The sequence below is a fragment of the Kitasatospora sp. NPDC096140 genome, from assembly GCF_040303045.1.
GTDB lineage: Bacteria > Actinomycetota > Actinomycetes > Streptomycetales > Streptomycetaceae > Kitasatospora.
The window spans coordinates 1-26,161 of sequence record NZ_JBEOUW010000018.1 but is presented as its reverse complement, the minus strand read 5'-3'; the positions used below and the strand labels follow the sequence as shown (position 1 = coordinate 26,161).

At 73.1% G+C, this 26,161-nt stretch carries 22 protein-coding genes; 15 read left to right on the top strand and 7 right to left on the bottom strand.

What is annotated here, in order from left to right; all coding sequences use genetic code 11:
* Positions 1 to 23: 23 nt before the first annotated feature.
* A complete protein-coding gene (locus tag ABT048_RS20075) occupies positions 24 to 668 on the bottom strand; it encodes a DUF4937 domain-containing protein (RefSeq protein WP_350522769.1) in 645 nt (214 codons plus the stop codon).
* Between the two features lie 169 nt (positions 669 to 837).
* Between ABT048_RS20075 and ABT048_RS20070 the strand changes: the two genes are divergently transcribed.
* From ABT048_RS20070 to ABT048_RS20055, 4 genes are all read left to right on the top strand, one after another.
* On the top strand, positions 838 to 1,842 hold the full coding sequence (locus ABT048_RS20070) for a GlxA family transcriptional regulator (protein ID WP_350522768.1): 1,005 nt from the start codon (positions 838 to 840) through the stop codon (positions 1,840 to 1,842).
* A 66-nt stretch (positions 1,843 to 1,908) separates the two neighbouring features.
* Positions 1,909 to 2,661: an MBL fold metallo-hydrolase gene (locus ABT048_RS20065; RefSeq protein ID WP_350522767.1), complete on the top strand. Its 753-nt coding sequence runs from the start codon at positions 1,909 to 1,911 to the stop codon at positions 2,659 to 2,661.
* Positions 2,662 to 2,814: 153 nt separating this feature from the next.
* Positions 2,815 to 3,519, top strand: a complete 705-nt coding sequence (locus ABT048_RS20060) for a ribonuclease H family protein (RefSeq protein WP_350522766.1) — start codon at positions 2,815 to 2,817, stop codon at positions 3,517 to 3,519.
* Between the two features lie 108 nt (positions 3,520 to 3,627).
* Positions 3,628 to 3,834 carry a hypothetical protein gene (locus ABT048_RS20055; RefSeq protein ID WP_350522765.1) on the top strand — a complete coding sequence of 69 codons (207 nt, stop codon included), beginning with the start codon at positions 3,628 to 3,630 and terminating at the stop codon, positions 3,832 to 3,834.
* Positions 3,835 to 3,956: 122 nt separating this feature from the next.
* On the opposite strand, the gene ABT048_RS20050 is transcribed toward ABT048_RS20055, so the two are convergent.
* Complete coding sequence (locus ABT048_RS20050; protein ID WP_350522764.1) at positions 3,957 to 5,219, bottom strand: hypothetical protein; 1,263 nt, start codon at positions 5,217 to 5,219, stop codon at positions 3,957 to 3,959.
* Positions 5,220 to 5,629: 410 nt separating this feature from the next.
* Between ABT048_RS20050 and ABT048_RS20045 the strand changes: the two genes are divergently transcribed.
* A complete protein-coding gene (locus ABT048_RS20045) occupies positions 5,630 to 6,349 on the top strand; it encodes a hypothetical protein (RefSeq protein ID WP_350522763.1) in 720 nt (239 codons plus the stop codon).
* Between the two features lie 104 nt (positions 6,350 to 6,453).
* On the opposite strand, the gene ABT048_RS20040 is transcribed toward ABT048_RS20045, so the two are convergent.
* On the bottom strand, positions 6,454 to 7,026 hold the full coding sequence (locus tag ABT048_RS20040) for a hypothetical protein (protein ID WP_350522762.1): 573 nt from the start codon (positions 7,024 to 7,026) through the stop codon (positions 6,454 to 6,456).
* Positions 7,027 to 7,192: 166 nt separating this feature from the next.
* On the opposite strand from ABT048_RS20040, the gene ABT048_RS20035 reads away from it, so the two are divergent.
* Positions 7,193 to 8,464: a YncE family protein gene (locus ABT048_RS20035; protein WP_350522761.1), complete on the top strand. Its 1,272-nt coding sequence runs from the start codon at positions 7,193 to 7,195 to the stop codon at positions 8,462 to 8,464.
* A gap of 83 nt (positions 8,465 to 8,547) precedes the next feature.
* On the opposite strand, the gene ABT048_RS20030 is transcribed toward ABT048_RS20035, so the two are convergent.
* The gene (locus ABT048_RS20030; RefSeq protein ID WP_350522760.1) at positions 8,548 to 9,246 is read right to left on the bottom strand and encodes a hypothetical protein; all 699 of its coding nucleotides are present in this window, start codon (positions 9,244 to 9,246) and stop codon (positions 8,548 to 8,550) included.
* 296 nt (positions 9,247 to 9,542) lie between these two features.
* Here ABT048_RS20030 and sph point away from each other — a divergent pair, with 296 nt between their 5' ends.
* Both sph and ABT048_RS20020 read left to right on the top strand, forming a co-directional pair.
* Positions 9,543 to 10,520, top strand: coding sequence for a sphingomyelin phosphodiesterase (sph, locus tag ABT048_RS20025; protein ID WP_350522759.1), 978 nt, complete (start codon positions 9,543 to 9,545; stop codon positions 10,518 to 10,520).
* Positions 10,521 to 10,682: 162 nt separating this feature from the next.
* Positions 10,683 to 11,501, top strand: a complete 819-nt coding sequence (locus ABT048_RS20020; protein WP_350522758.1) for a thioesterase family protein — start codon at positions 10,683 to 10,685, stop codon at positions 11,499 to 11,501.
* 63 nt (positions 11,502 to 11,564) lie between these two features.
* Here the strand turns inward: ABT048_RS20020 and ABT048_RS20015 are convergent, their stop codons facing one another.
* Positions 11,565 to 12,893 (bottom strand): radical SAM protein, encoded by a 1,329-nt coding sequence (locus tag ABT048_RS20015; protein ID WP_350522757.1) that lies wholly within the window; start codon positions 12,891 to 12,893, stop codon positions 11,565 to 11,567.
* A 597-nt stretch (positions 12,894 to 13,490) separates the two neighbouring features.
* Between ABT048_RS20015 and ABT048_RS20010 the strand changes: the two genes are divergently transcribed.
* A complete protein-coding gene (locus ABT048_RS20010; RefSeq protein WP_350522756.1) occupies positions 13,491 to 14,909 on the top strand; it encodes a family 2 encapsulin nanocompartment cargo protein terpene cyclase in 1,419 nt (472 codons plus the stop codon).
* Between the two features lie 59 nt (positions 14,910 to 14,968).
* Complete coding sequence (locus ABT048_RS20005; RefSeq protein ID WP_350522755.1) at positions 14,969 to 15,847, top strand: geranyl diphosphate 2-C-methyltransferase; 879 nt, start codon at positions 14,969 to 14,971, stop codon at positions 15,845 to 15,847.
* Positions 15,848 to 15,916: 69 nt separating this feature from the next.
* On the opposite strand, the gene ABT048_RS20000 is transcribed toward ABT048_RS20005, so the two are convergent.
* Complete coding sequence (locus ABT048_RS20000; protein ID WP_350522754.1) at positions 15,917 to 16,561, bottom strand: dihydrofolate reductase family protein; 645 nt, start codon at positions 16,559 to 16,561, stop codon at positions 15,917 to 15,919.
* Positions 16,562 to 16,887: 326 nt separating this feature from the next.
* On the opposite strand from ABT048_RS20000, the gene ABT048_RS19995 reads away from it, so the two are divergent.
* A complete protein-coding gene (locus ABT048_RS19995; protein ID WP_350522753.1) occupies positions 16,888 to 17,958 on the top strand; it encodes a phosphatidylinositol-specific phospholipase C domain-containing protein in 1,071 nt (356 codons plus the stop codon).
* Positions 17,959 to 18,080: 122 nt separating this feature from the next.
* On the opposite strand, the gene ABT048_RS19990 is transcribed toward ABT048_RS19995, so the two are convergent.
* On the bottom strand, positions 18,081 to 20,531 hold the full coding sequence (locus ABT048_RS19990) for an ATP-binding protein (RefSeq protein WP_350522752.1): 2,451 nt from the start codon (positions 20,529 to 20,531) through the stop codon (positions 18,081 to 18,083).
* A 603-nt stretch (positions 20,532 to 21,134) separates the two neighbouring features.
* On the opposite strand from ABT048_RS19990, the gene ABT048_RS19985 reads away from it, so the two are divergent.
* From ABT048_RS19985 to ABT048_RS19970, 4 genes are all read left to right on the top strand, one after another.
* Positions 21,135 to 21,488, top strand: a complete 354-nt coding sequence (locus ABT048_RS19985; RefSeq protein WP_350522751.1) for a 5-carboxymethyl-2-hydroxymuconate Delta-isomerase — start codon at positions 21,135 to 21,137, stop codon at positions 21,486 to 21,488.
* A 160-nt stretch (positions 21,489 to 21,648) separates the two neighbouring features.
* Entirely contained in the window at positions 21,649 to 23,001 is a 1,353-nt protein-coding gene (locus tag ABT048_RS19980; protein WP_350522750.1) for an MFS transporter, read from the top strand.
* 203 nt (positions 23,002 to 23,204) lie between these two features.
* Entirely contained in the window at positions 23,205 to 24,032 is an 828-nt protein-coding gene (locus ABT048_RS19975; protein WP_502894043.1) for an SAM-dependent methyltransferase, read from the top strand.
* A 261-nt stretch (positions 24,033 to 24,293) separates the two neighbouring features.
* A complete protein-coding gene (locus ABT048_RS19970; protein WP_350522748.1) occupies positions 24,294 to 25,928 on the top strand; it encodes a purple acid phosphatase family protein in 1,635 nt (544 codons plus the stop codon).
* The last annotated feature ends 233 nt before the right edge of the window (positions 25,929 to 26,161 follow it).

Below are 26,161 nucleotides of genomic sequence, written 5' to 3'. Positions count from 1 at the left end.
CTGGGCGCGCCCCCTGACCCAGGTCAGGACGGACCCGGTTGGCCTCGCACCAGCCACGCCGGTTCGAGCGGGACCAGGTGCCCGGTGAGGGCGTGGATGTCGGACGGGACGTCGGCGCGGGCGAGGAGGGCCGGGAGGCGGTGCGCGGCGTAGGCGCCGTGGGCCGCGGCGGTGGACCAGAGGGTGGTGACGAGGAACCGGTCGGCGGCGAGGCGGGTGACGGCCCCCGCCAGCATGCCCTCGGCCGCCGCCATGCCCGGCGTCCAGACCCGGTCCTGGACGTCCAGAAAGTGCGCGGCGCGGCCGGGGCGGAGCCGGCAGTCGGCGGCGCGCAGCACGGTGGCGCGGGCGAGGGCGTCGGCCGGGGAGGCGGCCGCGCCGGGCAGGGCGCGGACGACCGGGCCGGCGGCGATCCGCAGGTCCGTCCAACTGCCGTGCTGCGCCGCCTCGTCGGCGACGAGGTCGTGGCGCTCGCGCATGAACCGGGTGTAGGCGGGCTCGTCCGTCCACAGGGCGAGCAGGAGGGCCCGGTCGCCGTCCGGCGCCCAGCCGCCGCCCTGCCCGACGAGGCCGGGCTGGTCGGAGATCGCCGACCAGCGGCGCTGGCCGGCGGCGAACGCCTCGCGGGCGCCGGCCCGGACCCGGCAGTCGATCCACTTGCTCCACATGCGGTCCATCCTGCTGCGCCGGGCGGGCGGGCCGTCCATCGGGCGGTGGTCGCAGGGACCGTCGGGCCGGGGACGTAGGCCGTACGACGCGGTGCGGCCGTCCCGGATGGCCGGATCTTGCAGAGTCCCGTCATTGCCGCCACCACCGCTGCCGGGCGAGGCTGGGGCCATGGACGACGCACTCCGCCTGCCGCACCTGGTCGTGATCCCGGTCTTCCCCGGGGTGAACGCGCTGGACGTGACCGGGCCCGCCGAGGTGCTGGCGCTGGCCGGACGGCTGCTGCCGCCCGGGCGGCCCGGGTACGACGTGCGGGTGTGCGCCGAGCGGTGCGGGCCGGTGGAGACCTTCTCGGGGGTGCCGCTGCACGTGACCGCGACGCTCGCCGAGCAGCGGGTGCGCCCGGACACGGTGCTGGTACCGGGGCGGGTGGACCTGGGCCCGGACGGGCCGGTGCCGCGGGTGGACCCGGCGGTGGTGGCCTGGTTGCGGGAGGTCGGGCCCGGCGCCGGGCGGGTCGCCTCGGTGTGCGCCGGCGCCCACGTCGCGGCGGCGGCCGGACTGCTGGACGGTCACCGTGCGACGACCCACTGGGCGACCGCGGACCGGCTGGCCGCGGACCACCCGGCCGTCGAGGTGGACGCCGATCCGGTGTTCATCCGCTCCGGGCGGCTGTGGACCAGTGCGGGCCTGACCACCTCGATGGACCTCACCCTCGCCCTGGTCGCCGACGACCACGGCGACGACCTCGCGCTGGAGATCGCCCGGATCATGGTGATGTACCTGCAACGCCCGGGCGGGCAGAGCCAGTTCAGTGTCCCCCTGGCCCACGGGCCGGGCGCCCGGGCGGACCTGCGGACGCTGCGCCGCTGGATCGGCGAGCACCCGGATGCCGACCTCTCGGTACCCGCGCTCGCCGCCCGACTCGCCATGAGCGAACGGCACTTCGCCCGCGTCTTCCGCTCCGAGACCGGCACCACACCCGGGGCGTACGTCGAGGAACTGCGCCTGGAGACCGCCCGCCGGCTGCTGGAGCGCACCGACCGCCCGCTGCCGGGGATCGCCCGCGCGTGCGGCTTCGGCTCGGTCGAGACGCTGCACCGGGTGTTCCGGGACCACCTCTCCACCACCCCCGGCGACTACCGGCGCCGGTTCGGCCTCACGACCACCGACTGACGGATCACCGACTGTCGGATCACCGACCACCCCGATGGAACGACCATCCCAAGGAGAACGACCACCGTGAAGATCACGGCCACGCACATCGGCACCGCGACCGTCCTGATGGAGATCGGCGGCCTGCGGCTGCTCACCGACCCGGCCTTCGACCCCGCCCCGGCCGAGTACCGCCACGACCCGGTGGTGCTGCGCAGCACCGGAGGCCCGGCGATCGGCGCGCACGAGCTGCCCCCGGTGGACGCCGTGCTGCTCAGCCACGACGAGCACCCCGACAACCTGGACGCCACCGGCCGGACCCTGCTCTCCGGGCGCCCGGTGCTGACCACGGTCGGCGGCGCGGCCCGGCTCGGCGGCGGCGCGCTGGGCCTGGCACCGTGGCAGACCCGCGACCTGACGGTGGACGGCCGGACCCTGCGGGTCACCGGTACCCCCGGGCTGCACGGTCCGGTCGGGGAGGTGACCGGCTTCGTGGTGGAGGTGCCGGGCGAGCCGGAGGCCCTCTACGTCTCGGGCGACACCGTCCACTTCCCCGAACTGGACGAGGTCGGGCGGCGGTTCACGATCGGCACGGCCGTGCTGCACCTCGGGGCCGCCCGGATCCAGGCCTTCGGCGGCGGCGAGCTGATCACCATGGACGCGGCGCAGGCCGCGGCGCTGACCGCCTCGCTCGGTGCCCGCCGGGTCGTCCCGGTGCACTACACCTCGTGGGAGCACTTCACCGAGGGGCGTGAGGAGACCACCGCGCACTTCGCCGCAGCGGGCCTGGCGGACCGCCTGCACTGGCTCACCCCCGGCGTGCCCGAGATCCTGGGCTAGCGGGATCGGCGGGCCCGGCCGGATCGGTGGGCTCGGCGCGATCGGCGGGGCCGGCCGGATCGGTGGGCCGTCCCTGCCGCCGGGGCCCGGCAGCGGGGACGGCCCCGTCGAGCGGCTTTGGCTCCCGGCCGCCCGACCAGGCATGATCGGGGCATGGTCGAACGAGTCATTGCAGCGTGTGACGGAGCAGCCAAGGGCAACCCCGGCCCGGCGGGCTGGGCGTACGTGGTGGCGGACGCCGCCGGGACGCCCCAGCGCTGGGAGTCCGGGGCGCTCGGGCACAGCACCAACAACGTGGGCGAGCTGACGGCGTTGCAGCGGCTGCTGGCGGCGACCGACCCGGCCGTTCCGCTGGAGGTGCGGCTGGACAGCACCTACACCCGCGACTCGGTGACCAAGTGGCTGAAGGGCTGGAAGCGCAACGGCTGGAAGACGGCGGCCGGCAAGCCGGTCGCCAACCAGGAGCTGATCCAGGCGATCGACGCGCTGCTGGAGGACCGGGACGTCACCTTCGTGTACGTGCCGGCGCACCAGGTGGACGGCGACCCGCTGAACGCCGTCGCCGACAAGGCCGCCAGCGACGCGGCCCGCACCCAGCAGGGCGCCTCCGGCACCGCCGCCGACCTGCCCGAGCCCGACCCGGCCGCCGCCTCGAAGCCCCGCACGGCGCGCAGCACCGGCACCCGTTCCGGCGCGGCCGGCACCGCCGCGAAGCGCACCTCCTCGGGTACCTCCCGCACCCTGGCCGCCCGCTACCCGGGGACGTGCCCGTGCAGCCGCCCGTACGCCAAGGGCGACAAGATCACCAAGGTGGGTGCCGGCTGGGGCCACCCCGAGTGCGTGGCCGCCCACGCCTGAGCCCGGCCCGCCTGACCGTCGCCGCCCACGCCTGAGCACCGGGGCCGCCTCGCCCGTACTACCCGATGAGCGGCCCGAGCGGCCCGAGCGGACCGGGAGGTGAGTGCGGTGATCGTTTCGGAGACGGCGGAGTTCCACGTCGGGGACCAGGTGTGGGTGTACCGCGAGTCGTCCTACGCCGCGGTCGAGAGCGCCGTCGTCGTGGCGGCCCCCGCGGACGGCAGTCTGCGGCTGGAGTTCACCGACGGGCACCGCAGCCATCTGCGCTCCGGCCGGGTGGAAGTGCCGGCCGTGCGCCCCGCCCGGGTGCTCTGAGGGCCGGTCTTCGGACCCCCGCCTGCAGGGGTCCGAAGACCGGCCCGAGGGCCCGGTACCGGGAACACGACCGGCCGACCGCGGGTGCGGTCGGCCGGTCGTGTGTCGCGAGACGGGTGGGATCAGCCCTGCTGGGTGATCTCCTTGATGTCCTCGAAGCTCATGCCGAGCGAGTTGAACGCGCGGGCCTGCGTCTCCGGGACGCCGAGCTTGGCGAGCTCCTTGAGCTGGGCGTCGGTCAGCGGCGCCACGGCGGTGGCCGGGCCGTTCTCGGGGTCGAGGCCGGCGCCGGGGCGCGGGCCGGTGCCGCCGGCGGCGAGGCCGAGCACCGCCTTCATCAGGTCCTCGGTGGTCGTCTTGACCGCGTCGCCCGGGGCCTGGACGTTCGGCGCGGACTTGTCGAAGGCCAGCTTCACCGGGAAGTTGACGCCCGGCTCGATCTTGTCGGCCAGCTGGGCGAAGTCGAAGGTGGCCGAGGAGAAGGCGCCGTCCTTCAGGTAGAGGTCGACACCGACCTTGCGGTCCGGCACGTCGCTCGGGGCCTGGCTCGGGAACTTCTTGAACTGCTGCGGGAACTTGTCCGCGACCGGCTTGACGGCCTTGAACATCTCGTCCACCAGCTGGCGGGCCGGGGCGCTCATCCAGATGTGCTCGGTGCCGTCCTTGCTGCCCTTGTCCTCGTACGTGACGGTGCGGGTGAGCACGTCCTTGAGCGAGTTGACGAGCTGCTTGGCGGCCTCCGGGTCGGCGGTCGGCGCACCGCTCGGGGTGGCCTTCTTGCCGTCGTTCTTCTTCGCCTCGTCGGCGAGCTCCTGGAGGTCGAGCGAGATCCACTTGCCGGCCAGCACCTCCTTGACCGCGCCCATGTCCGCCGGCAGGTCCTTGCTGACGGCGTCCACCTGGGAGGGGTCCTCGCCGACGAGCTTCACCAGGCCCTTGGCGTCGACGTGCAGGTAGCCCTTGGCGTCGACCTGGCGGTACTCCAGCAGCGAGGTGCCGTTGCGGTCGGCGATCACGTAGGAGATGCGCACCGACTTGTCGAGCGTCAGGTCCTTGTCGGCGGCCGAGCCCTTGGCGTTCTTGAACGCCTCGATCTCCTTGAGCGGCTTGTCGGCGGAGACCGCGACGGCGATGGAGAGCCCGGACATCGCCTTGGCGCTCTTCTCGTCCATCCCGCCGCCCTCGGCGCCCTTCTCCCCGGTGGCCTTGGCGAAGGCGACGATCTGCTCGGGGGTGGCGTCGATGGAGAGCTTGAAGCCGGCTGACTTGCCGTCGCCGACCTTGTCGAAGGCCTTCGAGACCTTCTGGGCGGCGGAGAGCTGCTCGACGGTGCCGCAGGCGGCGAGACCGGTGGCGAGGACGGAAGCGGTGACGGCGACGGGCATCGCACCGCGGGCGGCCTTGCGGATGGCGGTGTTGATGGTGCAACTCCTGTGTGACTGGGCCCGATCGGACGACCGGGCCTTCCCTCCCCTGTGGCGTGCAGCGCCACAGCGCATACACATGTGATCACATTATCAGCAAGCCGTCGCACCATTATTTGGCGCAGACTTTAAGCGATGTGGCCGGAAACGTCCATGATGGCCGGATAGGTCCGCCCTGCGTGAGGTCTGCGCCGAGCTGCCACGAGGCGCCACGCGCCGTCGCGCGCATCCGGAGCCCGGCCGGACCATGCCGAACCATGGCAGAACCTTTGCCGAGAAGGGGTGTTCAGGCCCCCGGCACCCCTTGTTAGCCTCAGCCGATTTCCCGCCGGGCAGGTCGGCGGACAGACGGGGCATGAGGTACCGAAAGCATGGCAATTCGCCGGGCGAAGCAGAAGGCCCAGGTCATCGAGAAGCTCTCGCAGGTGGCGCCGCCGGGGGAGACCTTCATCGCGTGCGTGCACGTGGAGACCGGACCCAGCCCGTGGCTCAACGCGGTCTTCGACGAGGTGCCGCTGCTCGGCCTGATCGTCGCACTGACCCGTCAGTTCTACTTCCTGACGCTCACCAACAGCTCGATCGTGGTCAACTCGGCCAGCCGCTGGACCAACCGCCCCGGGGACGTCGTCGCGGTCTTCCCGCGGCACGCCTTCCCGGTCAGCCGGGTCAAGCGGGCCTCGATCTGGAGCTCGATGTACCTGCAGCTGCCCACCAGCGGCAAGCCGACCCGGCTGAACATCCACCGCTACTGGCGGGCCGAGCTGGACCAGCTGAGCACCGCCTTCCCGCCCGGGTCGATCGACGCTGCCTCGCAGCCGTTCGAACTCGCGCCGCAGGGCATGCCGTACGCGGCCCCGCAGGGCCAGCCGTTCCCGCAGCAGCAGCAGCCGTACCCGGCTCCGCCGGCGCAGCCGTACCCGCCGCAGGGCCAGCCGTACCCGCAGCAGCAGCCGTACCCGGCCCCGCCGGCGCAGCCGTACCCGCCGCAGGGCCAGCCGTACCCGCAGCAGCAGCCGTACCCGCCGCAGGGTCAGCCCTACCCGCAGCAGCCGCCCTACGGCGGCCAGCCGGGCTACCCCGCGCAGCGGTGACCCCGCCCCGGGAGGGCTGAACACGCCCCGGCCCCGGCTCCCCGCATGGGGGGCCGGGGCCGCGTGGTTCGCGTGGCGGCTGCCGCCGCGGCGGCCAGGACCGCCTACGAGTGCTGCAGGGCGACGATGGCGAAGGCGACGGCGGCGATGACGATCGTGCCGAGGACACCCAGCACGGTGGGCGTCAGCCGGTCCCGGAACTGCTTCGGCGGCTTCACCCGCTGCGTGGGGTGGGTGCTGTACTCCCACCAGTTCACCAGCCGCTGGACGTTCGTCTGGAAGTCGGCGGCCGGGTAGATCCGGCTGGTCGCCAGGCCCGGCAGCGAGCGGCGGCGTCCGTTGGTCATGAAGATCCGTGCCGCGCTGGACACCGAGCCGTTGGCCTTGGTCTCCCGTACGTCGACCCACTTGATCTCGTGCCACGGGTAGGTGCGGCCGCGTCCGAGGCCCCAGCAGACGGTGACGCCGTCGGCGCCGACCCGGCTCCAGGAGCGCCAGCTGAGGACGAAGGTCGGGACGCAGAGGGCCAGGGTGCCGAGGATCAGCCAGAGCGTGCCGGTGGAGCCGAGTTTCGACTCGCCGAGGACCAACTGGGTCACGAGGACGAGGAGCAGCGGAAGGAGATTCGACCACGAGGGCCGGAACAGGTCTTTCCCCCGGAAGATCAGTTCGTTCACCCGGCGCACACTACGCCTGTGCTTCCGGGCCGGAACAGGGGGGTGCGAGTGTCTTGCCAGGCGGCCCGGTCCCTCCCTACCGTCGAAGGGCGCAAGCTGACAGACCGTCTCACAAGACGCTGGGGCGGTCTCCCAAGACGTCGTGCCACCCGGTGAAGGAGCGACGATGCCACGGACAGGTCCCCGGCGCCGCCTCGGCGTCCGATCCCTCTGCACTCTCGCGGCCGCCCTCGGCCTGCTCGTCCCGGCTGCCGCCACCAGCAGCAGCGCCGCGCCCGGCGCGGCGCCGGCCCTGCGGGAGGTGATGTTCGTCGGCAACAACTGGGAGGGCACCGCCGACGTGATCGAGTCCTCCGGCGGCCTCGGCAAGGTCGGACGGATCGACGTCATCCCCGACAAGGACCAGCGGCTCGCCGAGATCTACCTCGACCCGGTGAAGCTCGCCTTCTTCCTCGGTGTCCGGCTCGGCCCCGGCGAGGGCCACGACCAGTTCGTCGACGACATGTACAGCACGCCCGACGGCACCGCCGTGGTCGTCTCCCGGCCCAGCTTCGCCGACGTCGTCTCCCTCGACCTCGCCACCGGACGGATCAGGTGGCGCTTCCCGGTGGCGGGTTACCGCGCCGACCACATGGCGCTCTCGCCGGACGGCACCCGGGTGGCGGTCTCCGCCTCCACCGCGAACACCGTCCACGTCCTGGACGTCCGCACCGGCACCGAGCTCGGCTCGTTCCACACCGGGGACAAGCCGCACGAGAACATCTTCACCGACGGTGGCCGGCAGCTGTGGAACATGTCCATCGGCAACGTCGAAACCGCCCTGGACGCACCGTGGCTGGACTGGACGAAGGGCGATCGGCACATCACCGTCGTCGACGCGGCCACCCTGGCGCCGATCCGGGTGATCGACATGCGCAAGCGCCTCGACGACGCCGGGCTCGGCGGGTTGTCCAACGCCGTCCGGCCCGCCGTCTTCTCCCCGGACGGCTCCAAGCTCTACTTCCAGGTGTCGTTCTTCAACGGCTTCGTCGAGTACGACGTGGCGGCCGACCGGATCACCCGGGTGAAGACCCTGCCGGCCGCCCCGGCCGCCGGTACGGACCGCACCACCTGGCCCAACGACTCCCGCCACCACGGCCTGTCGATGAGCCCGTCGGGCGACCGGCTCTGCGTCGCCGGCACCGTGGACGACTACGCGACGGTGGTCGACCGCGCCACGCTCCAGGAGGGCCCGCTGGTGCCCGCGTCCAAGCCGTACTGGGCGACGGTGAGCGGCGACGGGAAGTCCTGCCTGATCTCCGAGAGCGGCGCGGACCGGGTCACCGCGATCGACTTCGCGACCGGGCTCAAGACCGCCTCGGTCGCGGTCGGCCGGCATCCGCAGCGGGTCCGGCTCGGCCACGTGCCCACCGGCTGGACCGGCCCCACGCCGCCCTGATCCTGCGGGGCAGGGTGTTCGGCACCCCGCCCGGCGGCCGCGGGGACGGCCTCGCCCGCGGCCTGCCGCTCCTGCTGGCGCCCCTACCTGCGGCCCCGCCGGGCCGCGGCCGGCTCCCGGAGGGTGCGGCGGGCCGCGGCCAGGGTGAGCAGGCCCCACAGGACGGCGAGCACGGCGGTGACGTAGACGCCGCCGCCGAGGATGGAGAGGTCGTCGTCCAGCGGGGCCGGCGGGGCCCAACCCTCCGGGTCGACCAGCACGTTCATGGTGCTGCCGACGTCTGACCGGCCCGAGCAGCCGAAGCCGCCGACCTGGCCGTGCGGCAGCGGCTGCCCGTCGGCCCGGCGGATGTCACAGGTCCAGCTGACCCTCCCGCTGCGGTCCTTCGAACTGTGGGCGCCGGTGACCACCACCTCGGTCTCCACCCCGCGGTGGGTCAGGATCTGGGCGCGGAGGCTCGCCGTCGGAAGCACCATCAGCAGCACGCCCGCCAGGACGGCCGGCCAGAGCACCCAGTTGCCGGGCCGGACGAACCCCAGGCCGGTGATGCCCGCCGCGAGCACCAGGAACGCCGCGATCGCGCAGAGCACCTGGTAGTCCGGGTCGGTGGCGATCGCCAGCAGACCGACCATCAGCACCGGGGTGAGCACCCCGACCAGCCACGCCGTCCGGCGGACGGCCCGTGGCGACAACTGCGGCGCCGGGAGCCTGCGGACCCGCTTCGGGGGCGGGACCACCCCGTCGGCGCGCGGTCTCTTCTGCTTCTTCTTCTTCCCCGCCATGGAGCCCCCGTCCGGTGGTGCTTGGTGCTTGGTGCTTGGTGCTTGGTGCTTGGTGCGTGGTGCGTGGTGCGTCGTGCGTGGTGTGCGTGCCTGCGACAGTGTGACCGCAGCTCCGGAGGTCCGGAAGGGCGGGGGCCGGATCTCCGGCTCCTCGGCCACCACCAGGCGTTCGCGCGGAAGTTACCGACGAGTTCACCCCAAGCTCGTCCGAAGTCTTGCCGCCCGTGCCGCTCAACAAGTTGGATGCACAACATCCCGCGACCCGACGGGTCCACGACACGCCCCACGGAGCCCAGATGCCGCTGTCGTCCGTCCGCCGTGCCCTCGCCGCCGGTGCCGCCGCCACCGTGATCGCCACGCTCGGCGCCGCCCCCGCCTCGGCCGAGAGCGCGCCGCTGACCGCGCCCCCGCTCGACGTGCTGACCTACAACGTGTTCCTGATGAGCACGTCGCTCTACCCCAACTGGGGCCAGCAGTACCGGGCGCAGGCGATCGCCTCGGCGGACTTCTTCCAGGGCCACGACGTGGTCGTGCTGGAGGAGGCCTTCGACAACGCGTCCTCCGACGCGCTGACCGCCAAGGCCTCGGCCGCCTACCCGTACCACACGCCCGTGGTCGGCCGCTCCACCGGCGGCTGGGACGCCACCTCCGGCAGCTACAGCTCCACCACGCCCGAGGACGGCGGGGTCACCCTGCTCAGCAAGTGGCCGATCCTGCACAAGGAGCAGTACGTCTACAAGGACGCCTGCGGCTCGGACTGGTTCTCCAACAAGGGCTTCGTCTACGCCGTCCTGGACGTGAACGGCCGCCGCACCCACGTGGTCGGCACCCACCTGCAGTCCACCGACTCGGGCTGCTCCAGCGGTCAGGCGGCGGACATCCGGGCCAGGCAGCTCGGCGCGATGCGCGCCTTCCTCGACGCCAAGCGGATCCCGGCCGCCGAGCCGATCGTCCTCGCGGGCGACCTCAACATCGACTCGCACGGCTCCGAGTACCAGGCGCTGCTGGACAACGGCAACCTCGCCCCGGCCTCCGCCCGCACCGGCTGGCCGTACTCCTTCGACACCGCCGACAACTCCGTCGCCGCCTACCGCTACCCGGGCGACCCCAAGGAGGACCTCGACTACGTCCTCTACCGCGCCGACCACGCCCGGCCGCAGCAGTACGCCAACCAGGTCCTCCGGGTGCACAGCACGCCCTGGACGGTGAGCAGTTGGGGCAAGAGCTACACGTACACCGACCTCTCCGACCACTACCCGCTCGCCGCGCACTGACACCGCGGCGGGGCCCGGGGCCGGGCACCGGATGTGGGATGCGTCACCGACTCGCCCCACCTGCGGTTCGGCCCCCTACGATCCTGAACGCCGAGGTCAGGCGCCGTCGTACCCCGGCGGCGCCCGCCCGGCGCCCAGCGATCAGCCCCAGGAGAAGCGCACGTGACCACCCCCACCGCCGCGCCCGACAGCTACTTCCAGCGCACCGGCGAGAACCGCTACAAGCCCACGGCCCACGCCCAGGGTGCCTGGCACCCCGACGAGCAGCACTTCAGCCCGCTCGGCGGCCTGGTCGTCCACGCGATCGACCGCCACCGCACCGACCGGGCGCGGACCGACCGCCCGGGCGGCGCCCTGGCGCTGGCCCGGATCAGCTTCGACATACTCGGCCTGATCCCCCTCGACGAGATCGAGGTCACGGTGGAGACCGTCCGGCCCGGGCGCACCATCGAGCTGGTCGAGGCCACCGTGGTGGCCGGGGAGCGCGCCGTGGTCCGGGCCCGCGCGTGGTTCCTCGCCGAACTCGACACCGCGGCCGTCGCCGGGACGCACGACCGGCCGCTGCCCGGGCCCGAGGAGTTCGAACCGTGGGCGATGGGCGGGCTGTGGGGCGGCGGCTACATCGAGTCGATCGACGTCCGCCGGCGGGAGTCGGCCCCGGGCCGCGCCGCCGCCTGGATCTCCACCCCGGTCGAGCTGGTCGCCGGTGAGCCGAGCAGCCCGTACGCCTCGTTCATCGCCCTGGTGGACACCGCCAACGGCATCGCGGCGCGCCAGGACCCCACCGCGTGGATGTTCCCCAACACCGACCTGACGATCCACCTCCACCGCCGCCCCGAGGGCCCCTGGACCGGCCTGGACACCGCCGTCAGCTTCGGCCCGACCGGCCACGGAGTCACCAGCACCGTCCTGCACGACCGGCAGGGGCCGGTCGGCCGCGCCGAGCAGATCCTCACCGTCCGCCCGCAGCAGGGCAGTTGACGGAGGCGGCGCCGCCACCGGTCGCGGTGGCGGCGCCGTCGGGGGAGCAGCGCGGGTACGGGCTCAGGAAGCGGGCAGCGAGTCCATGAAGGAGCTGACCGAGAAGACCGCGTTGCCCGGGCCGGCCGGACCGTAGCCGGGCGGCGAGGAGAGGCCGAACTCCTCCAGGGTCGCGCGGTAGGTCTGCAGCAGGCGGATGTGGTACTCCAGCGGCGCACCCTGCGGGTTGGCCTTGCCGAGCGGAGTGGTGGGCTCGGGGCACCAGGTGGTGAAGCGCGGGACCACGCCGTGGGACATGAAGTAGCGCAGGCCCTCCTCGGTGGAGGCGATCGCCTCGTCCACGGTGGTGAAGCCGAAGGGCTCGGCCATCTCCACGCCCGCGACGAAGTTGGGGATCACGTTCTGCGGGCCGAACACCTCGGTGGAGTCGAGGATCCGGCGGTGCCACTCGTCGCGGCCGACGTAGCGCTCCTTGCCCGGGCAGTAGAGCTCGAAGAGCCGCTTGTCCCACACCTCGAAGTTGGGGTGGTAGATCCGCACGCCGTAGTCGTGGAAGCGCTGCACGTCCTCGCGCGGCAGCGCCTGCGCCACCACCTTGCCGATCCAGCGGCCGGGGAAGCGCTCCTCGATGGCCTTGGCGTACTGCCCGTAGAAGTCGGCCTCGTCCCGGCCGCCGACCTGCGAGGTGATCGCCCCGCCGGTGAGGGTGTACGCCCGGGACGCGCGCGCGGTGTCGTGGCGGTCGATGATCTCCAGCGCCTCCAGGACCTCCTCGACCGGCTTGACGCCGGTGTACGGGCGGCCGGCGGCCTTGTGCTGGCGCCAGTTGTGGTTGATGTCGCAGTACTGGCACTCCTCCTTGGCGCCGAAGTACTGGCAGACCCGGAACACCGTGAGGTAGATCAGGTACCCCCACTGGATGGTCGGGGCGACCTCCATCACCGACTTCCCGTTGGCGAGCGTGTGCCGGTAGTAGTCCGGCATCGGGGGAAGGCCGACGTCGGCGATCCGAGCGCCGTCCAGGTAGAGGCCGAGGGTGCCGTCCTCCCCGGCGTCGACGCGGTACGGCGAGTCCGGGTTGACCCGCACCGACACCACCGTGCGGCGCAGCCCGTAGGGCCCGCCGGTCAGCACGACCTCCTCCGGCGGCCGGTTGAGCGCGGCGGCGCCCAGCTCGGGCAGGGTGCGGTGGTCGAAGGAGAAGATGAAGTACGACTTCGGCTTGACCTCGCCGCCCCCGTCGGCCTCCGCGCTGCCGCTGAGCGCGGACTCGTCGAAGGCCATTCCGCCGCGCAGCAGGTCCTCCTTGATCACCGCCTCCCGGGGCACGTCGGGATAGCGCTCCATGAGCGCCTCGACGAGTGCGGTGCGGCTGCGGGCCTGGCTCTCCATGCGCTGCTCTTCCTTCCTGGCCCCGATCGTCCACGGCGCCGTGCCCATTCTCGTCCCCCTTATGCGCCCGGTCCTGTCCGGCCGCGCTGGGGAGGGTCGCCCGGTCCGCGGTGGGGGCGAGGGGGGAGCTGCCCGGCGGCGGGGAGCGCAGGGGCCGCCGGTCATTCGCCGTCGAACGGCCTCCGCCGGATACGGCCCCTGTGCGGCCCCTTGGCGCGGCCCCGGCGCGGCGGCGTCGGCGGCACACGGGGGTGGTCGCCGGGTTGACGCGGCACGCGGGCGGGTCGGGCCGGCCGGTTCGGCGCCGGGGCGCCCCAGCGCGGGCCGGACCGATGCATGACAGGGGCGTTCCCAAACACCGTCAGCACGAACGTTCACCCTATCGGGTGTAGAAGATCGTCCGTTGCGTTCCGGAACGCGCCTTCGCGCCTACGGTTGGGAACCGAGCGAGACGGGGCCCGTCGCCCGGAGTTCTCTTCGCGGCGGGCGAGATGACGACCCGTCATATCGTGCGACCCATTCCAGAGGAGGCTCCATGCCCCTGCGTGTCAGAACGGACTCACCACCAGGGTCCGCCGCCGCTGCGGCGGTGGGCTCATGAGCTCCCCGGCGATCGAGCGCATCCTGCGCGGACCCACCGGACTGGGCACCGCCGGGCTGCAGTTGAGGCCGCAGGCCCCGGCGGCGGAGGCCCCGGCCGCGGAGGCGCCGGCGGTCGAGGCGCCGGCCGTCGCGGTTCCGGCGGCCGAGGCTCCGGCCGTCGAAGCCCCGGCGGTCGCGGTCCCGACGGCCACGGTCGCGGTGCCCGAGGTCCCGGTGCCCGAGGTCTCGGCTGCGGAGGCCCCGGTGTCCGAGGCCGCCGTCCCCGATGTCCAACCGCCCTCCGCCCCCGCGCCGACCGTCCCGGCCCCGTCCGTCCCGGTCCCGTCCCTCCCCGCGCCGACCGTCCCGGCCCTGCCCGGTGCGGCCGCGTTCGGCATGGCCGCGCTCGGGGTGGCTCCGGCCGCCGCGGCGCCGGACGGTGGCAAGCCCAGGACCGGAGACCCCATCCCCGGTCTGTACCACCACCCCATCGCCGAGCCCGACCCGGCGCGGGTGGAGGCGCTCAGCCTGAAGATCAAGGCCTGGGCGATCGACGAGATCGAGCTCTACCCGCCGGAGTGGGAGAAGGACTTCGACGGGTTCTCCACCGGGCGCTACATGGTGGCCTGCCACCCCGACGCGCCCAGCATCGACCACCTGATGCTCGCGGCCCGCCTGATGGTGGCCGAGAACGCGGTGGACGACTGCTACTGCGAGGACCTCGGCGGATCACCGGTCGGCCTGGGCAGCCGCCTGCTGCTCGCGCACACCGCCCTCGACCCGCTGCACACCACGCCGGAGTACCACCCCGCCTGGGAGGCCTCGCTCTCCGAGGACGCGCCCCGGCGTTCGTACCGCTCCGCGATGGACTACTTCGTCCGCGCCTCCACGCCCTCCCAGGCGGACCGCTTCCGGCACGACATGGCGCGGCTGCACATGGGGTACCTGGCCGAGGCCGCGTGGGCGGAGACGGACCACGTGCCGGAGGTGTGGGAGTACCTGGCCATGCGCCAGTTCAACAACTTCCGCCCCTGCCCGACGATCACCGACACCGTCGGCGGCTACGAGCTGCCCGCCGAGCTGCACGCCCTGCCCGCGATGCAGCGGGTGATCGCACTGGCCGGCAACGCCACCACGATCGTCAACGACCTGTACTCGTACACCAAGGAGCTGTCCAGCCCCGGACTGCACCTGAACCTGCCGGTGGTGATCTCCGAATGCGAGGGCGTCTCGCGCAAGGAGGGCTACCTGAAGGCCGTCGGGGTCCACAACGAGCTGATGCACGCCTTCGAGGCCGAGTCGGCCGCGCTGGCCGTCGCCTGCCCGGTGCCGACCCTCGTACGTTTCCTGCGCGGCGTGGCCGTGTGGCTCGACGGCAACCACTACTGGCACCAGACCAACACCCACCGCTACACCCTGCCCGACTTCTGGTGACCGCCCCGGCGGCGGCACCGTTCCCGGTAACCCTTCGTAAGAACCTTTGGAGTTGACCCATGTCCCTGACCGACGACCTCACCACTTCCGGCAACACCATCCCCGGCCCGGCAACTCCCTACCAGGGCGACATCGCACGCTACTGGGACCACGAGGCTCGCCCGGTCAACCTTCGCCTGGGCGACGTCGACGGCCTCTACCACCACCACTACGGCATCGGCGAGATCGACCTCGGCGCGATCGGCGACCCGGCCGACAGCGAGCGCGAGAAGAAGGTGATCGCCGAGCTGCACCGGCTGGAGTCCGCACAGGCCGACGTGCTGCTCGACCACCTCGGCGACATCCGGCCCGACTCCACCCTGCTGGACGCCGGCTGCGGGCGTGGCGGCTCGATGGTGATGGCCCACCAGCGCTTCGGCTGCAAGGTCGAGGGCCTGACCCTCTCCACCCAGCAGGCGGACTTCGGCAACAAGCGCGCCGCCGAGCTCGGCATCGGCGGGTTCGTCCGCTCGCGGGTCGCCAACATGCTGGACATGCCGCTCGCCAACGGCAGCATCGCCGGCTCGTGGAACAACGAGTCCAGCATGTACGTCGACCTGCACGACCTGTTCGCCGAGCACTCCCGGGTGCTCTCGGTCGGCGGCCGGTACGTGACCATCACCGGCTGCTGGAACCCGAAGTACGGCCAGCCGTCGAAGTGGGTCTCGCAGATCAACGCCCACTTCGAGTGCAACATCCACTCCCGCCGCGAGTACCTGCGGGCGATGGCCGACAACCGCCTGGTGCCGCAGGCCGTCATCGACCTGACTCCGGACACCCTGCCGTACTGGGAGCTGCGGAACACCACCTCGCTGGTCACCGGCATCGAGGAGGCGTTCATCGAGTCCTACAAGGACGGTTCGTTCCAGTACGTGCTGATCGCGGCCGACCGGGTCTGATCCGGTCGGAAACGCCCGACGGCGGCCTCCCCGCACCCGCGGGGAGGCCGCCGTCGGCCGTGCGGGCCGCTACCGCCGGGTGAAGGTGAGGTGGGTGACACCGCTCGGGCTGGACACCGCCTCGGTGCGGAACCGCCCCTCCAGCCCTTCGAGCCCCGCCCAGAGCGGCTCACCCCGGCCGAGGACGATCGGCACCACGACCACGTGCAGGTGGTCGATCAGGTCGGCCTCCAGGAAGGCGCGGACCGTGCGGGGGCCGCCGCCGATCCGCACGTCCTTGCCGCCGGCCGCCTCGCGGGCCTGCCGCAGCGCCTCCTCGGGCGTCGCGTCGAGGAAGTGGAAGGTCGTCCCGCCCGCCATCTCCAGCGTCGGACGCGGGTGGTGGGTGAGCACGAAGACCGGGGTGTGGAACGGCGGGTTGGGCCCCCACCAGCCCTTCCACTCCTCGTCCTGCCAGGCGCCGCGCTGCGGCCCGAACTTGTTGCGGCCCATGATCTCCGCACCGATGTCGTCGGCCCAGGCGCGGGCCATCGCGTCGTCCACGCCGGTGTCGCCGCCCTCCTTGCCCTGCATCCGCCGGAACGTCCGGGTGCCGAAGAACCACTCGTGCAGCCGGTGGCCGGCGTGGCCGAACGGTTCGTCGAGGGTCTGGCCCTCGCCCGTGCCGTAGCCGTCGAGGGAGATCGAGAAGTTGTGGACCCGGACCAGGGACATCGGCTTCCTCCGCCGCTCGGTGCCTCGGTGCGGGCGGGCCGCACCCCGTTCGCGCCACGCTAGCCCGCGGGCCCGGATTCCTGAGGCTCCGTCACCGTCCCTGGCGTGGCGGACCCGACGGGACCGGACGCGGACCGGACGGCGGCCGGAACGGACCGGGCGGGCGCGCGTGAGAGGTGTGGACGAAGGGGAAGGGACCGGGGGAGAGTCAGCGCACTCGTCACGCTATTGTCGTGCCTTCTTCACGCGGAGCACGCCTTGATCGGGGATGCTCCGTCAGGCTGCCCGGAGGAGGCGGCCGACACGTCGAACCTCGGGGGGTTCCCATGACCGTACGCCGCACCCTGGCCGGATTCCTGGCGGCCGGCCTGCTCGCCGGCGCCGGCGCGTTGATCACCACCGCCCCGGCGGACGCCGCCCCGGGCGGGACGGGCGAGCTGCCGTTCGGCTCGGCCACCACCGTCGGCCTGCACAACACCTACGACCCGGCCGCCTTCCCGTACCTGGCCCAGGGCCTGGACACCGGCACCGGGATGATCGAGTTGGACCTCTGGCCGGACATCATCACCAAGGAGTGGAAGGTCAGCCACTCCAACCCGCTCGGCAACAGCAACAACTGCACCGCCGCGACCACCCCCGCCCAGCTCTACGGCGGCGGCACCAACAAGAACCTGGAGAACTGCCTCGACGACGTCCGGGTCTGGCTCGCCGCGCACCCGGCGGCCGGGCCGCTGGTCGTCAAGCTGGAGCTCAAGCCCGGCTTCTCCGCCAACCTCGGGATGGGCCCCGACCAGCTGGACGCGCTGATCGCCCAACACCTCGGCTCCGCCGTGCTGCGCCCCGCCGACCTGCTGGCCAAGCCCGGCGGCGGGTCGTACGCGAACCTCGACGAGGCGGTCCGGGCCGGCAACTGGCCGAGCCGCTCGAAGCTGGCGGGGAAGGTGCTGCTGTACGCGATCCCGGGCACGGTCGAACTGGGCAACCCCTTCGACACCCTGCACACCGACGTCGAGTACGGGCGGCACCTGCGCGACCTGGCGGCGGCCGGCCGGATCGGCCAGGCCCAGCTGTTCCCGTCCGTGCTGGGCGCCGCCAGCGGCGACCCGCGCAGCCGGTACACCGGCGCGGACGCCTCGATCCGGCCGTGGTTCGTGGTCTTCGACGGCGACGCCGCCACGTACACCGGCGGCATCGACACCGCGTGGTACGACACGGCGCACTACCTGCTGGTGATGACCGACGCCCACAAGGTCGCGCCGGAGATCAGCGGCACCGACCCGACGGCCGACCAGGCGCGGGCCCGCGCCGAGCAGCTGGCCAAGGCGCACGCGAGCATCGTGTCGAGCGACTGGCGCAAGCTGCCGGCGGTGCAGTCCCTGGTGCTGCCGCGCGGCTGACGTCCGGCCCGCGCTCCACCCTCCACCGGGCTCCGCTCCACCCTCCACCGGCCTGAACTCCACCCCCCGACCGGGCCCCGGCGACGCACCCCGCGCCGGGGCCCGCCCCTCGTGCGGGGGTGTCAGCCGTGGCGGTCCAGCCGGGCGCGGACGGCGTCGGCGTCCCGGTGCTGCAGGTCCTCCAGGATGGCGAGGCCCTGCCTCCAGGAGTGCACGGCCGACTCGCGGTCGCCGAGCGCGAGGTGGGTGTCGCCGATGTGCGTGTGGATCTCGGCCTGGAGGAAGTAGTCGCCGATCACCTGGCGCAGCCGCAGCGACTCCTGGTACGCGGGCAGCGCCTCGGGGTACTCGCCGACGCTGTGGTGGATGTAGCCGATGCTGTCCAGGATCGAGGACTGGGCGGGGAGGCTGCCGCACTCGCGGGCCAGGTACAGGGCGCGCCGACAGGAGGGCAGGGCCTCCCGGGGACTGCCGAGGAGCGTCAGGTACCAGCCGACGCTGTTGAGCGCGAGGGCCTGCCCGTGCAGGTCGTCGATCGACTCGAACACCCGCAGCGCCCGTCGGGACTCGGCCACCGCTTCGGCGTAGGCGTGCTCCTCGCCGTGGGTGATGGCGAGGTCGAGCTGGGTCTTGCCCTGCCGCGCGCGGTCCCCGAGCTCGGCGAACAGGTCGAGTGCCAGGCGCAGTTCGCGGTGCGCCCGGGGCTGGCGGCCCTGCGAGCGGTGCACCTGGCCGAGCCAGCGGTGCGCGTGCGCCCGGCGCGCGAGGTCCCCGGTGCGCTCGGCGGCGGCCAAGGCGGTCTCGCTGACCTGCTGCCACTGCTGCCACAGGCCCGACTTGAGCAGGTAGGACACCTGCGCCCCGGCGAGCTGCCAGGTGTGCCCGTCCAGCCCCGCGCGCTGCGCGCAGACGACGACGCCCTCCAGGACCTGCTGCTCCTCCCGGTACCAGTCCAGGGCGTGCGGGCGGTCGGTGAGGCTCTCCGGCGTCACCCCGGCGGACGGTTCCGCGAGGGCGAGCGGCGGCCAGGAGACGTCGTCGGCGTACGCGTGCAGTCCGGCGAGGTGGGCGGTGTGCAGGTAGTGGTCGACCATGCGCAGCGTCGCGTCGGCCCGTTCCCGCGGGGAGTCGTGGCGGACCGTCTGTTCGGCGGCGTAGGCGCGCAGCAGGTCGTGGAAGCTGTACCGCTCGCGGTCCGGTGTGGTGATCAGATGGGCGCGGTGGAGTTCGTCCAGGAGGCGGCGCGCCTCGGCCGGCGGCAGACCCGCGAGGCTCGCGGCCGCGGCCGCGCTGATGTGCGGGCCGGGGTGCAGGCCGAGCAGGCGGAACAGGCGGGCGGCCTGCGGGGCCAGGGCGTGGTAGGACCAGGAGAACACCGCCCGGACGTCGGCGTGGGCGTCGTCGACGGACAGCGCGTCCAGCCGGGCGCGGGTGTCGCGCAGTTCGTCCGACCACACGTCCAGCGGGGTGCCCGGGTGCTCGGCGGCGCGGGCGGCGGCGATGTTCAGGGCCAGCGGCAGCCGGGCGCACAGTTCGACCAGTTCCCCGGCCGCGTCCGGTCGGCCCAGCACGGTCTCGCTGCCCAGGCGCCGCGCCAGCAGTTCGAGCGCCTCGTCGCGGGAGAGCACGTCGAGGGCGAGCGGCACCGCGCCGTCGAGGGCGACCAGGGCGGGCATCCGGTTCCGGCTGGTGACCAGCACCAGACAGCCGGCCGATCCGGGCAGCAGCGGTCGCACCTGCTCCACCCCCCGGGCGTTGTCGAGCACGACCAGGGTCCGGGTGTCGGCCAACCGGCTGCGGTAGAGCGCGAGTTGCCCCTCCGGGTCGGCGGGGATCCGGGTGGCGGGCACGCCCAGCGCCGCCAGGAAGCCGCGCGCCACACCGGCTGCGTCGACCGACGGGCCGACGGGGTCGAAGCCCCGCAGGTCGGCGAAGAGCTGGCCGTCCGGGAAGCGGTCGGCCACCTGGTGGGCGAAGTGCACGGCCAGGGAGGTCTTGCCCACCCCGGCGGTGCCCGCGATCGCCGAGATCACGACCGCGCCGCAGTCGGGCACCCGATCGCCCAGCAGCGCGTGCAGTTCCTTGAGTTCGCGGGCCCGCCCCGTGAAGTGCCGGACGGCCGCCGGCAGCTGACGCGGCACCTCGGCCTCGGGGACGGTCCGGCCCGGGGCCGCCGGCCGGTCCTGCGCCGCCGATCGGTCCTGCATCGCCGATCGGTCCTGCGGCACCGACCGGTACTGCGCCGCCGCGTCGGGCCTCCCGGCCGCCGGCATCGAGCGCAACTCGTCACGGTCCCGGGCGATCTGCTGCCACCGCTCCCGCCACCGCGCCTGCTCCGCCGGGGCCGCGCCGCAGGCACGGACGAGGGCCAGGCAGACCTCCAGCCGCGGCAGTTCGCGCCGACGCGGGTTGAGCGCATCGGACAGGGTGCTGCGCGCGACCCCGCTGCGCCGCTGCAGTTCCTGCAGGGACGGCTGTCCCGCCCGTACCTTCAGCGCACGCAGCTCACGTATGTAGGCGGCCACGCTCCCGGCCGGTTCGTCCGCCTGCCGACGCGGCTGCACTTCCGTCATGCGATTCCCCCTGTGAGACCGGCCGCCCGCGCTGGGCAACCGGGTTCGTCCGGACTCGACCGAGAACATTGTGGTGCCCGTGCCGCGATCCGCAGACTTCTTTGCAGACGAAAAGTCCGCCGGCTCGGTGCCGGGGGCGAGGAGGGGGACACCATGCGGATCGTGCAGCGGCTCGCGACCGGCGGCAGGGCGGTCTCCTGACGCGGCGCGCCGAGCGGTGACCAGGATCCGCCAGGGAGCGGGCCACGGCGTCACCCGGGTTCCAGGAACCGTCGCGCGTACCCCGGTTCGAGGGGAGCGACGGATTCCGAGAGCCGGAAGGGACGGGGGTTCTTCCGGCTCGTGGGGTGCGACCCGGGCATCGCCGAGGCCCGTGCGGAGACCGGCACCGACGTCCCGCCCGGCACCCGACGGCGCAACGGCCGCGGCCGGTGGCAGGGACTGACGACGGGCGGCACCACCGACCCCACGCGGTGGTGCCGCCCGTCGTCGTACCCGTCGTACCCGTCGTGCCTTGTCGGCCCTTCCGGTGGAGGGCTCGCCCCGGGCGGACGGCACGCGGTAGCGTCGGCACCGAACTGATCTCACTCCCCGGAGGTTCCCGTGCCGCAGATCCTGGTCGACCACTCGGCCGAACTCGACTTCGACCGGACGGCCTTCGCCGACGAGGTCCACAAGGCGATCACCGAGGTCATCGACACCACCGTCGACCACTGCAAGACGCTCTTCCGCCCCGCCGCCCACCACCGCGTCGGCGACGGCACGACCGGGGAGGCCGCGGTCCTGGTCGAGGTCAAGATCCTGGCCGGCCGCACCACCGAGCAGCGCGCCGAACTGACGGACCGGATCCTCACGATCCTCCGCTCCCGGATCACCCGGCCCGCCGCCCTCGGCGTCCAGGTCACCGAACTCGACCGCGACACCTACCGCTTCGTCCACCACCCCGGCGCGCACTGACCGCTGCGCACCTGCACCCGCACCTGCACCTGCACCTGCACCCGCGTCCTCGTCCGCGTCCTCGTCCGCGCCCGCGTCCGTCACCGTCGGTGCGGCGCCGTGCAGCGCCGCACCGACGGGCACGATTCCGTCGACCGCCGAACGGTGCCATGCTGGGGACATGACGGAAAGCAGCGCGGCCGTCCCGCTCCGTGAGCGGTCGGAAGTCGGCGGACGCCGACGGGAGTTGGCCGCGGCGACGGTGGGGTCGGTGGTCGAGTCCTTCGACTGGAACATCTACGCCGTGCTCGCGCCGTACTTCGCGGCGGACCTCTTCGGGCACGGCAAGCACGGGGTCGGCGGTGTGCTCGGCGCGTACGTCACCTTCGCGGTGGGGTTCGTGGCCCGGCCGGTCGGCTCCTACCTGATCGGGCGGCTCAGTGACTCCCGGGGGCGGCGTTCCGCGCTGAGCCTGGGCATGGCGGTGATCGCCGTGGCGAGCCTGGGCATCGCGGCGGTGCCGGGCCGGCACGCGATCGGGGTCTGGGCGGCGGTGCTGGCGGTGGTCGCACGGGTGGTGCAGGGGCTCGCCTTCGGCGGGGAGGCGCCGAGCGTGGCCGCGTACGTGACGGAGACGGCCCCGCCGCGGCACCGGTTCGCGTTCAGCTCGGTGTCGTACGGCGGTGTCATCCTCGGCTCGCTGCTCTCCTTCGGGGTGCTCACACTGCTGATCCACACCATCGGCAAGTCCGGGCTGGAGAACGGTGGTTGGCGCTGGGGATTCGTGGTCGCCGCACTGCTCGGGCTGGCCGCCGTCTGGGTGCGGCGGCAGGCGCCGGAGAGCGCGGAGTTCCACCGGGCCCGGGCCAACGCCGCCGCCGGCGGCCGCCCGCCGTTCCTGCGGATGCTCCGCGAGCACCGGTGGGCGGCGCTCACCGTCTTCCTCAACACCCTGGGCGGGACGGTCGGTTACTACTTCGCCCTGGTCTACCTCCCGCAGTACGCCGCCGCGTACCACGTGATCGACAAGGAGTCGGCCGCCTCGTTCATGACCGTGGTGCTCGGTGTCGTGCTGGCCACCATGCTGCTCACCGGCGCCGCCGCCGACCGCTTCGGCCTGCTGCCGGTCGCCCGGATCGGGTTCGGCCTGCCGATCCCGCTGGTCGGGCTGCTGCTCGCCGGGCTGCGCGGGGGCTGGCTGCCGTTCCAGGTCGTCGCCGTGGTGCTGGGGATGCTGGTGGCGACGGTGCTCGGCACGCTCAACGTGTTCACCGGGCTGCTGTTCCCGACCGAGGTGCGGGCGGTCGGCCTCGGCGTGGTCAACGCGGCCACCATCGCCGCGTTCGGCGGCACCTTCCCGCTGCTCGCCGCGTGGCTGGGCGACCGGCACCTGCTCGGCGTGATCCCCTGGTACGTCACGGTGTGCACGATCGGCCCGGCCCTGGGGCTGCTGACGGCGATGAAGGTGCCCTCCTTCGCGGCCGCCGTCCGGGACACCGCGGCCGTGTCCCGCCGTTCACCGGCATCCACCTGACGGACGATCATCGCCTGTGGTTGAGTGGTCCGGACATACGCCGAACGGGGAGGGCGAGCGTGGGTACCGACAGGCCGGACACCAACGAACCGGACAGTGCAGCCGGGAGCAGCGGATTCGACAGCAGCGGATTCGGCGACGACGGATTCGACGACGACGGATTCGGCGACAGCGGATTCGACACCGACGCTTCCGAGAGCTGGCTGACCGAGGCCGGGTTCGAGGACCCGCCGCAGGTCGACCTGCGCACCGACCGGGCGCACTCCGCCCGGGTCTACGACTACCTGCTCGGCGGCAAGACGAACTTCCCGGCGGACCGCGAGGTCGGCGACCGCGTCATGGCCGACCTCCCGGGCGCGCGCGAGGGGGCCACCGCCGCCCGGGCGGTGATGCACCGGATGGTGCGCCGGCTCGCCGAGGTGCACGGCATCCGCCAGTTCCTGGACGTCGGCACCGGCATCCCGACCGCGCCCAACCTGCACGAGATCGTCCAGTCGGTCGATCCGTCCTCCCGCGTGGTGTACGTGGACAACGACCCGATCGTGCTCGCCCACTCGCGCGCGCTGCTCACCAGCACCCCCGAGGGCCGCACCGCCTACGTCCAGGGCGATCTGCGCGATCCGGAGAAGTTCCTCGCCGACCCGGCGGTGGCCGGCACCCTGGACCTGAACGAGCCGGTGGCGCTGACGCTGATCAACATCGTGCACTTCCTCACCGACGAGGCCGCGCACCCGCCCGTCCGCAAGCTCCTGGACGCCCTGCCCGCCGGCAGTTTCCTCGCGCTGACCGCGGGCACCGGCGACACCGCGCCCGACCGCGCCGAGATCGGCACCCGCCGCTACGCGGAGGCCGGGATCGAGGTCCACATGCGGCCGCGGGAGGGCGTCGAGCGCTTCTTCGCGGGCCTCGAACTGGACGATCCCGGTGTGGTGCTGATCAACCGTTGGCACCCGGAGCTGGGCGAAGCGCCGTCCCCGGGGCTGGCCGACGAGCAGGTCCCGGTGTACGGGGGAGTGGGCCGCAAGGCCTGACCGCCCAGGGGTCCGGCCCCGTCGAGGTGCGGCCCGTCGAGGTCCGGCCGGGCGAGGTGCGGCCCGTCGAGGTCCGGCCCGTCGAGGTCCGGCCGGGCGAGGTCCGCTCCGGCGAGATCCGGCCCCCGCGCGGCCGGCCACCGCCGATATTCCGTCAGTTCGACGACCGTCAAACGGGAGCTTGCCGAAACGATCGACCTTACGTGCGCATGTCATTAAAGTGACTGCCTGTCGAACCCCCACTCGGCAAGCGGAGTCCCCATGACCATTGCACGCAGGTCCATCCTCAAAGGCACCTCGGCGGCCGGAGCCGCCCTCGTGGCAGCAGGCACGACGGCGGCCGCGCAACCCGCGGCCGCCCAACCGGCCGATGACGCCCCCACCAGCCCGCTCCTGCAGTCCACCCCGCACCGCAGCGGCGCAGCCGGCGTCATCGGCCTGCACCTGCAGTTCGGCAACGACCCCGGTGCGGAGATGACCGTCTCCTGGCTCACCCCGCAGTCCGTCCGCCGCCCGCAGGTCCGCTACGGCACGCCCGACGGCGGCCTCGGCCGGGTCGTCCAGGCCGAGACCCGGACCTACCGGGACTCGATCGACAAGGTCGAGGTGTACGTCCACCACGCGCGCCTCACCGGCCTGCGCCCGGGCACCACCTACCTGTACAGCGCCGGCCACGACGGGGCCAATCCCGAGACCGGCACCTTCACCACCGCCCCGCGCGGCCGGGCGCCCTTCACCTTCACCAGCTTCGGCGACCAGGCCGCACCCAACCTCCGGCGCCTGGTCACGTTCCCCGACGGCATGCCCTCGCCGCTCGGCAAGTACCCGGTGTTCATGAGCAGCCAGGTGGGCACCGCGGCCTCCGCGGACATCGTCGCCGCCGTCGAACGCATCGGGCCGCTGTTCAACCTGATCAACGGCGACCTCTGCTACTCCTCCTACGCCGGCCGCCACGGCCAGAGCCGCACCGCGACCTGGGCCGACTGGTTCATCAGCAACAGCCGCTCCACCCGGCTGCGCCCCTGGATGCCCTGCGTCGGCAACCACGAGAACGAGGGCGGCAACGGCCCGATCGGCGCGCTCGGCTACCAGGCCTACTTCTCCCTCCCCGACTCCACGGCCTCCTCCGACGAGGAGACCCGGGGCATGTGGTACGCCTTCACCGTGGGCTCGGTGCGCTTTATCAGCCTCGCCAACGACGACGTGGCCATCCAGAACTCCGGCGACATCTATCTGCGCGGCTACTCCGGCGGTGCCCAACAGCGCTGGTTGGAGCGAGAGTTGCGGGCGGCGCGGAGCAACCGGTCGATCGACTGGATCGTGGTGTGCATGCACCACCCGATGATCTCCAGCTCGATGCACGGCGCCGGCAGCGACCTCGGCATCCGCGAGACCTGGGGCAAGCTGTTCGACGCCTACGGGGTCGACCTGGTGGTGTGCGGCCACGAGCACTACTACGAGCGCTCCCACCCCGTCCGCGGCACCCTGCCCAACGACACCCGCACCCCGGTGCCGACCGACACCCGCACGGACATGATCGACACCGGGCGGGGAACCGTCCACATGATCATCGGCGCCGGCGGCAACGCGGCCACCACCCAGGACGACCTCTTCGAGCAGCCCAAGGGCCGGGTGGTCATCGGCCTGGAGGACCCCAAGCCGGGCGCGCCGTACCGGGAATCGGTCTGGCTCACCGAGGACGCGCCGTGGGCCGCCGTCCAGGACCGCGAACACGCCCACGGCTTCGCGGCCTTCGAGGTCGACCCCGGTGACCGGCGCGGCGGCACCACCACCATGAAGGTCACCTACTACACCTTCGACGGGCCGCACGGCGACCTCACGCCGGTGGACACCTTCACGCTGTACCGGCGCCGGACGGACGGTCGCGACGGCTGAGACCGGGGGGTGAGGGCCAGGGGCGGGGACGCACCCGCCCCCGGCCCTCGCACCCGGTCCCCTCCCTCAGCGGCGGAAGATGCCGGTCAGCACGTCCCACCAGCTGCGCCGCTGAGCGGGGAGGGCGGGGGCCGCGGCCCGCCTACCTGGAGAAGCCCGGCCGTCGCACCTTCACCCTGGAGGTGCTCGCCGAGGAGTACCTGGCCCGCTCGCTCACCCCGGCCCCCGCCGCC

Bases quoted from the DNA above. Each gene is read 5' to 3' on its own strand.
- ABT048_RS20075 (WP_350522769.1), bottom strand. From the start codon at position 668: ATGTGGAGCAAGTGGATCGACTGCCGGGTCCGGGCCGGCGCCCGCGAG.
- ABT048_RS19990 (WP_350522752.1), bottom strand. From the start codon at position 20,531: ATGACGGAAGTGCAGCCGCGTCGGCAGGCGGACGAACCGGCCGGGAGC.
- ABT048_RS20045 (WP_350522763.1), top strand. From the start codon at position 5,630: ATGGCAATTCGCCGGGCGAAGCAGAAGGCCCAGGTCATCGAGAAGCTC.
- ABT048_RS20060 (WP_350522766.1), top strand. From the start codon at position 2,815: ATGGTCGAACGAGTCATTGCAGCGTGTGACGGAGCAGCCAAGGGCAAC.
- sph (WP_350522759.1), top strand. From the start codon at position 9,543: ATGCCGCTGTCGTCCGTCCGCCGTGCCCTCGCCGCCGGTGCCGCCGCC.
- ABT048_RS20000 (WP_350522754.1), bottom strand. From the start codon at position 16,561: ATGTCCCTGGTCCGGGTCCACAACTTCTCGATCTCCCTCGACGGCTAC.
- ABT048_RS20005 (WP_350522755.1), top strand. From the start codon at position 14,969: ATGTCCCTGACCGACGACCTCACCACTTCCGGCAACACCATCCCCGGC.
- ABT048_RS19980 (WP_350522750.1), top strand. From the start codon at position 21,649: ATGACGGAAAGCAGCGCGGCCGTCCCGCTCCGTGAGCGGTCGGAAGTC.
- ABT048_RS20015 (WP_350522757.1), bottom strand. From the start codon at position 12,893: ATGGAGAGCCAGGCCCGCAGCCGCACCGCACTCGTCGAGGCGCTCATG.
- ABT048_RS19970 (WP_350522748.1), top strand. From the start codon at position 24,294: ATGACCATTGCACGCAGGTCCATCCTCAAAGGCACCTCGGCGGCCGGA.
- ABT048_RS20010 (WP_350522756.1), top strand. From the start codon at position 13,491: ATGAGCTCCCCGGCGATCGAGCGCATCCTGCGCGGACCCACCGGACTG.
- ABT048_RS20030 (WP_350522760.1), bottom strand. From the start codon at position 9,246: ATGGCGGGGAAGAAGAAGAAGCAGAAGAGACCGCGCGCCGACGGGGTG.
- ABT048_RS19995 (WP_350522753.1), top strand. From the start codon at position 16,888: ATGACCGTACGCCGCACCCTGGCCGGATTCCTGGCGGCCGGCCTGCTC.
- ABT048_RS20035 (WP_350522761.1), top strand. From the start codon at position 7,193: ATGCCACGGACAGGTCCCCGGCGCCGCCTCGGCGTCCGATCCCTCTGC.
- ABT048_RS20070 (WP_350522768.1), top strand. From the start codon at position 838: ATGGACGACGCACTCCGCCTGCCGCACCTGGTCGTGATCCCGGTCTTC.
- ABT048_RS20050 (WP_350522764.1), bottom strand. From the start codon at position 5,219: ATGCCCGTCGCCGTCACCGCTTCCGTCCTCGCCACCGGTCTCGCCGCC.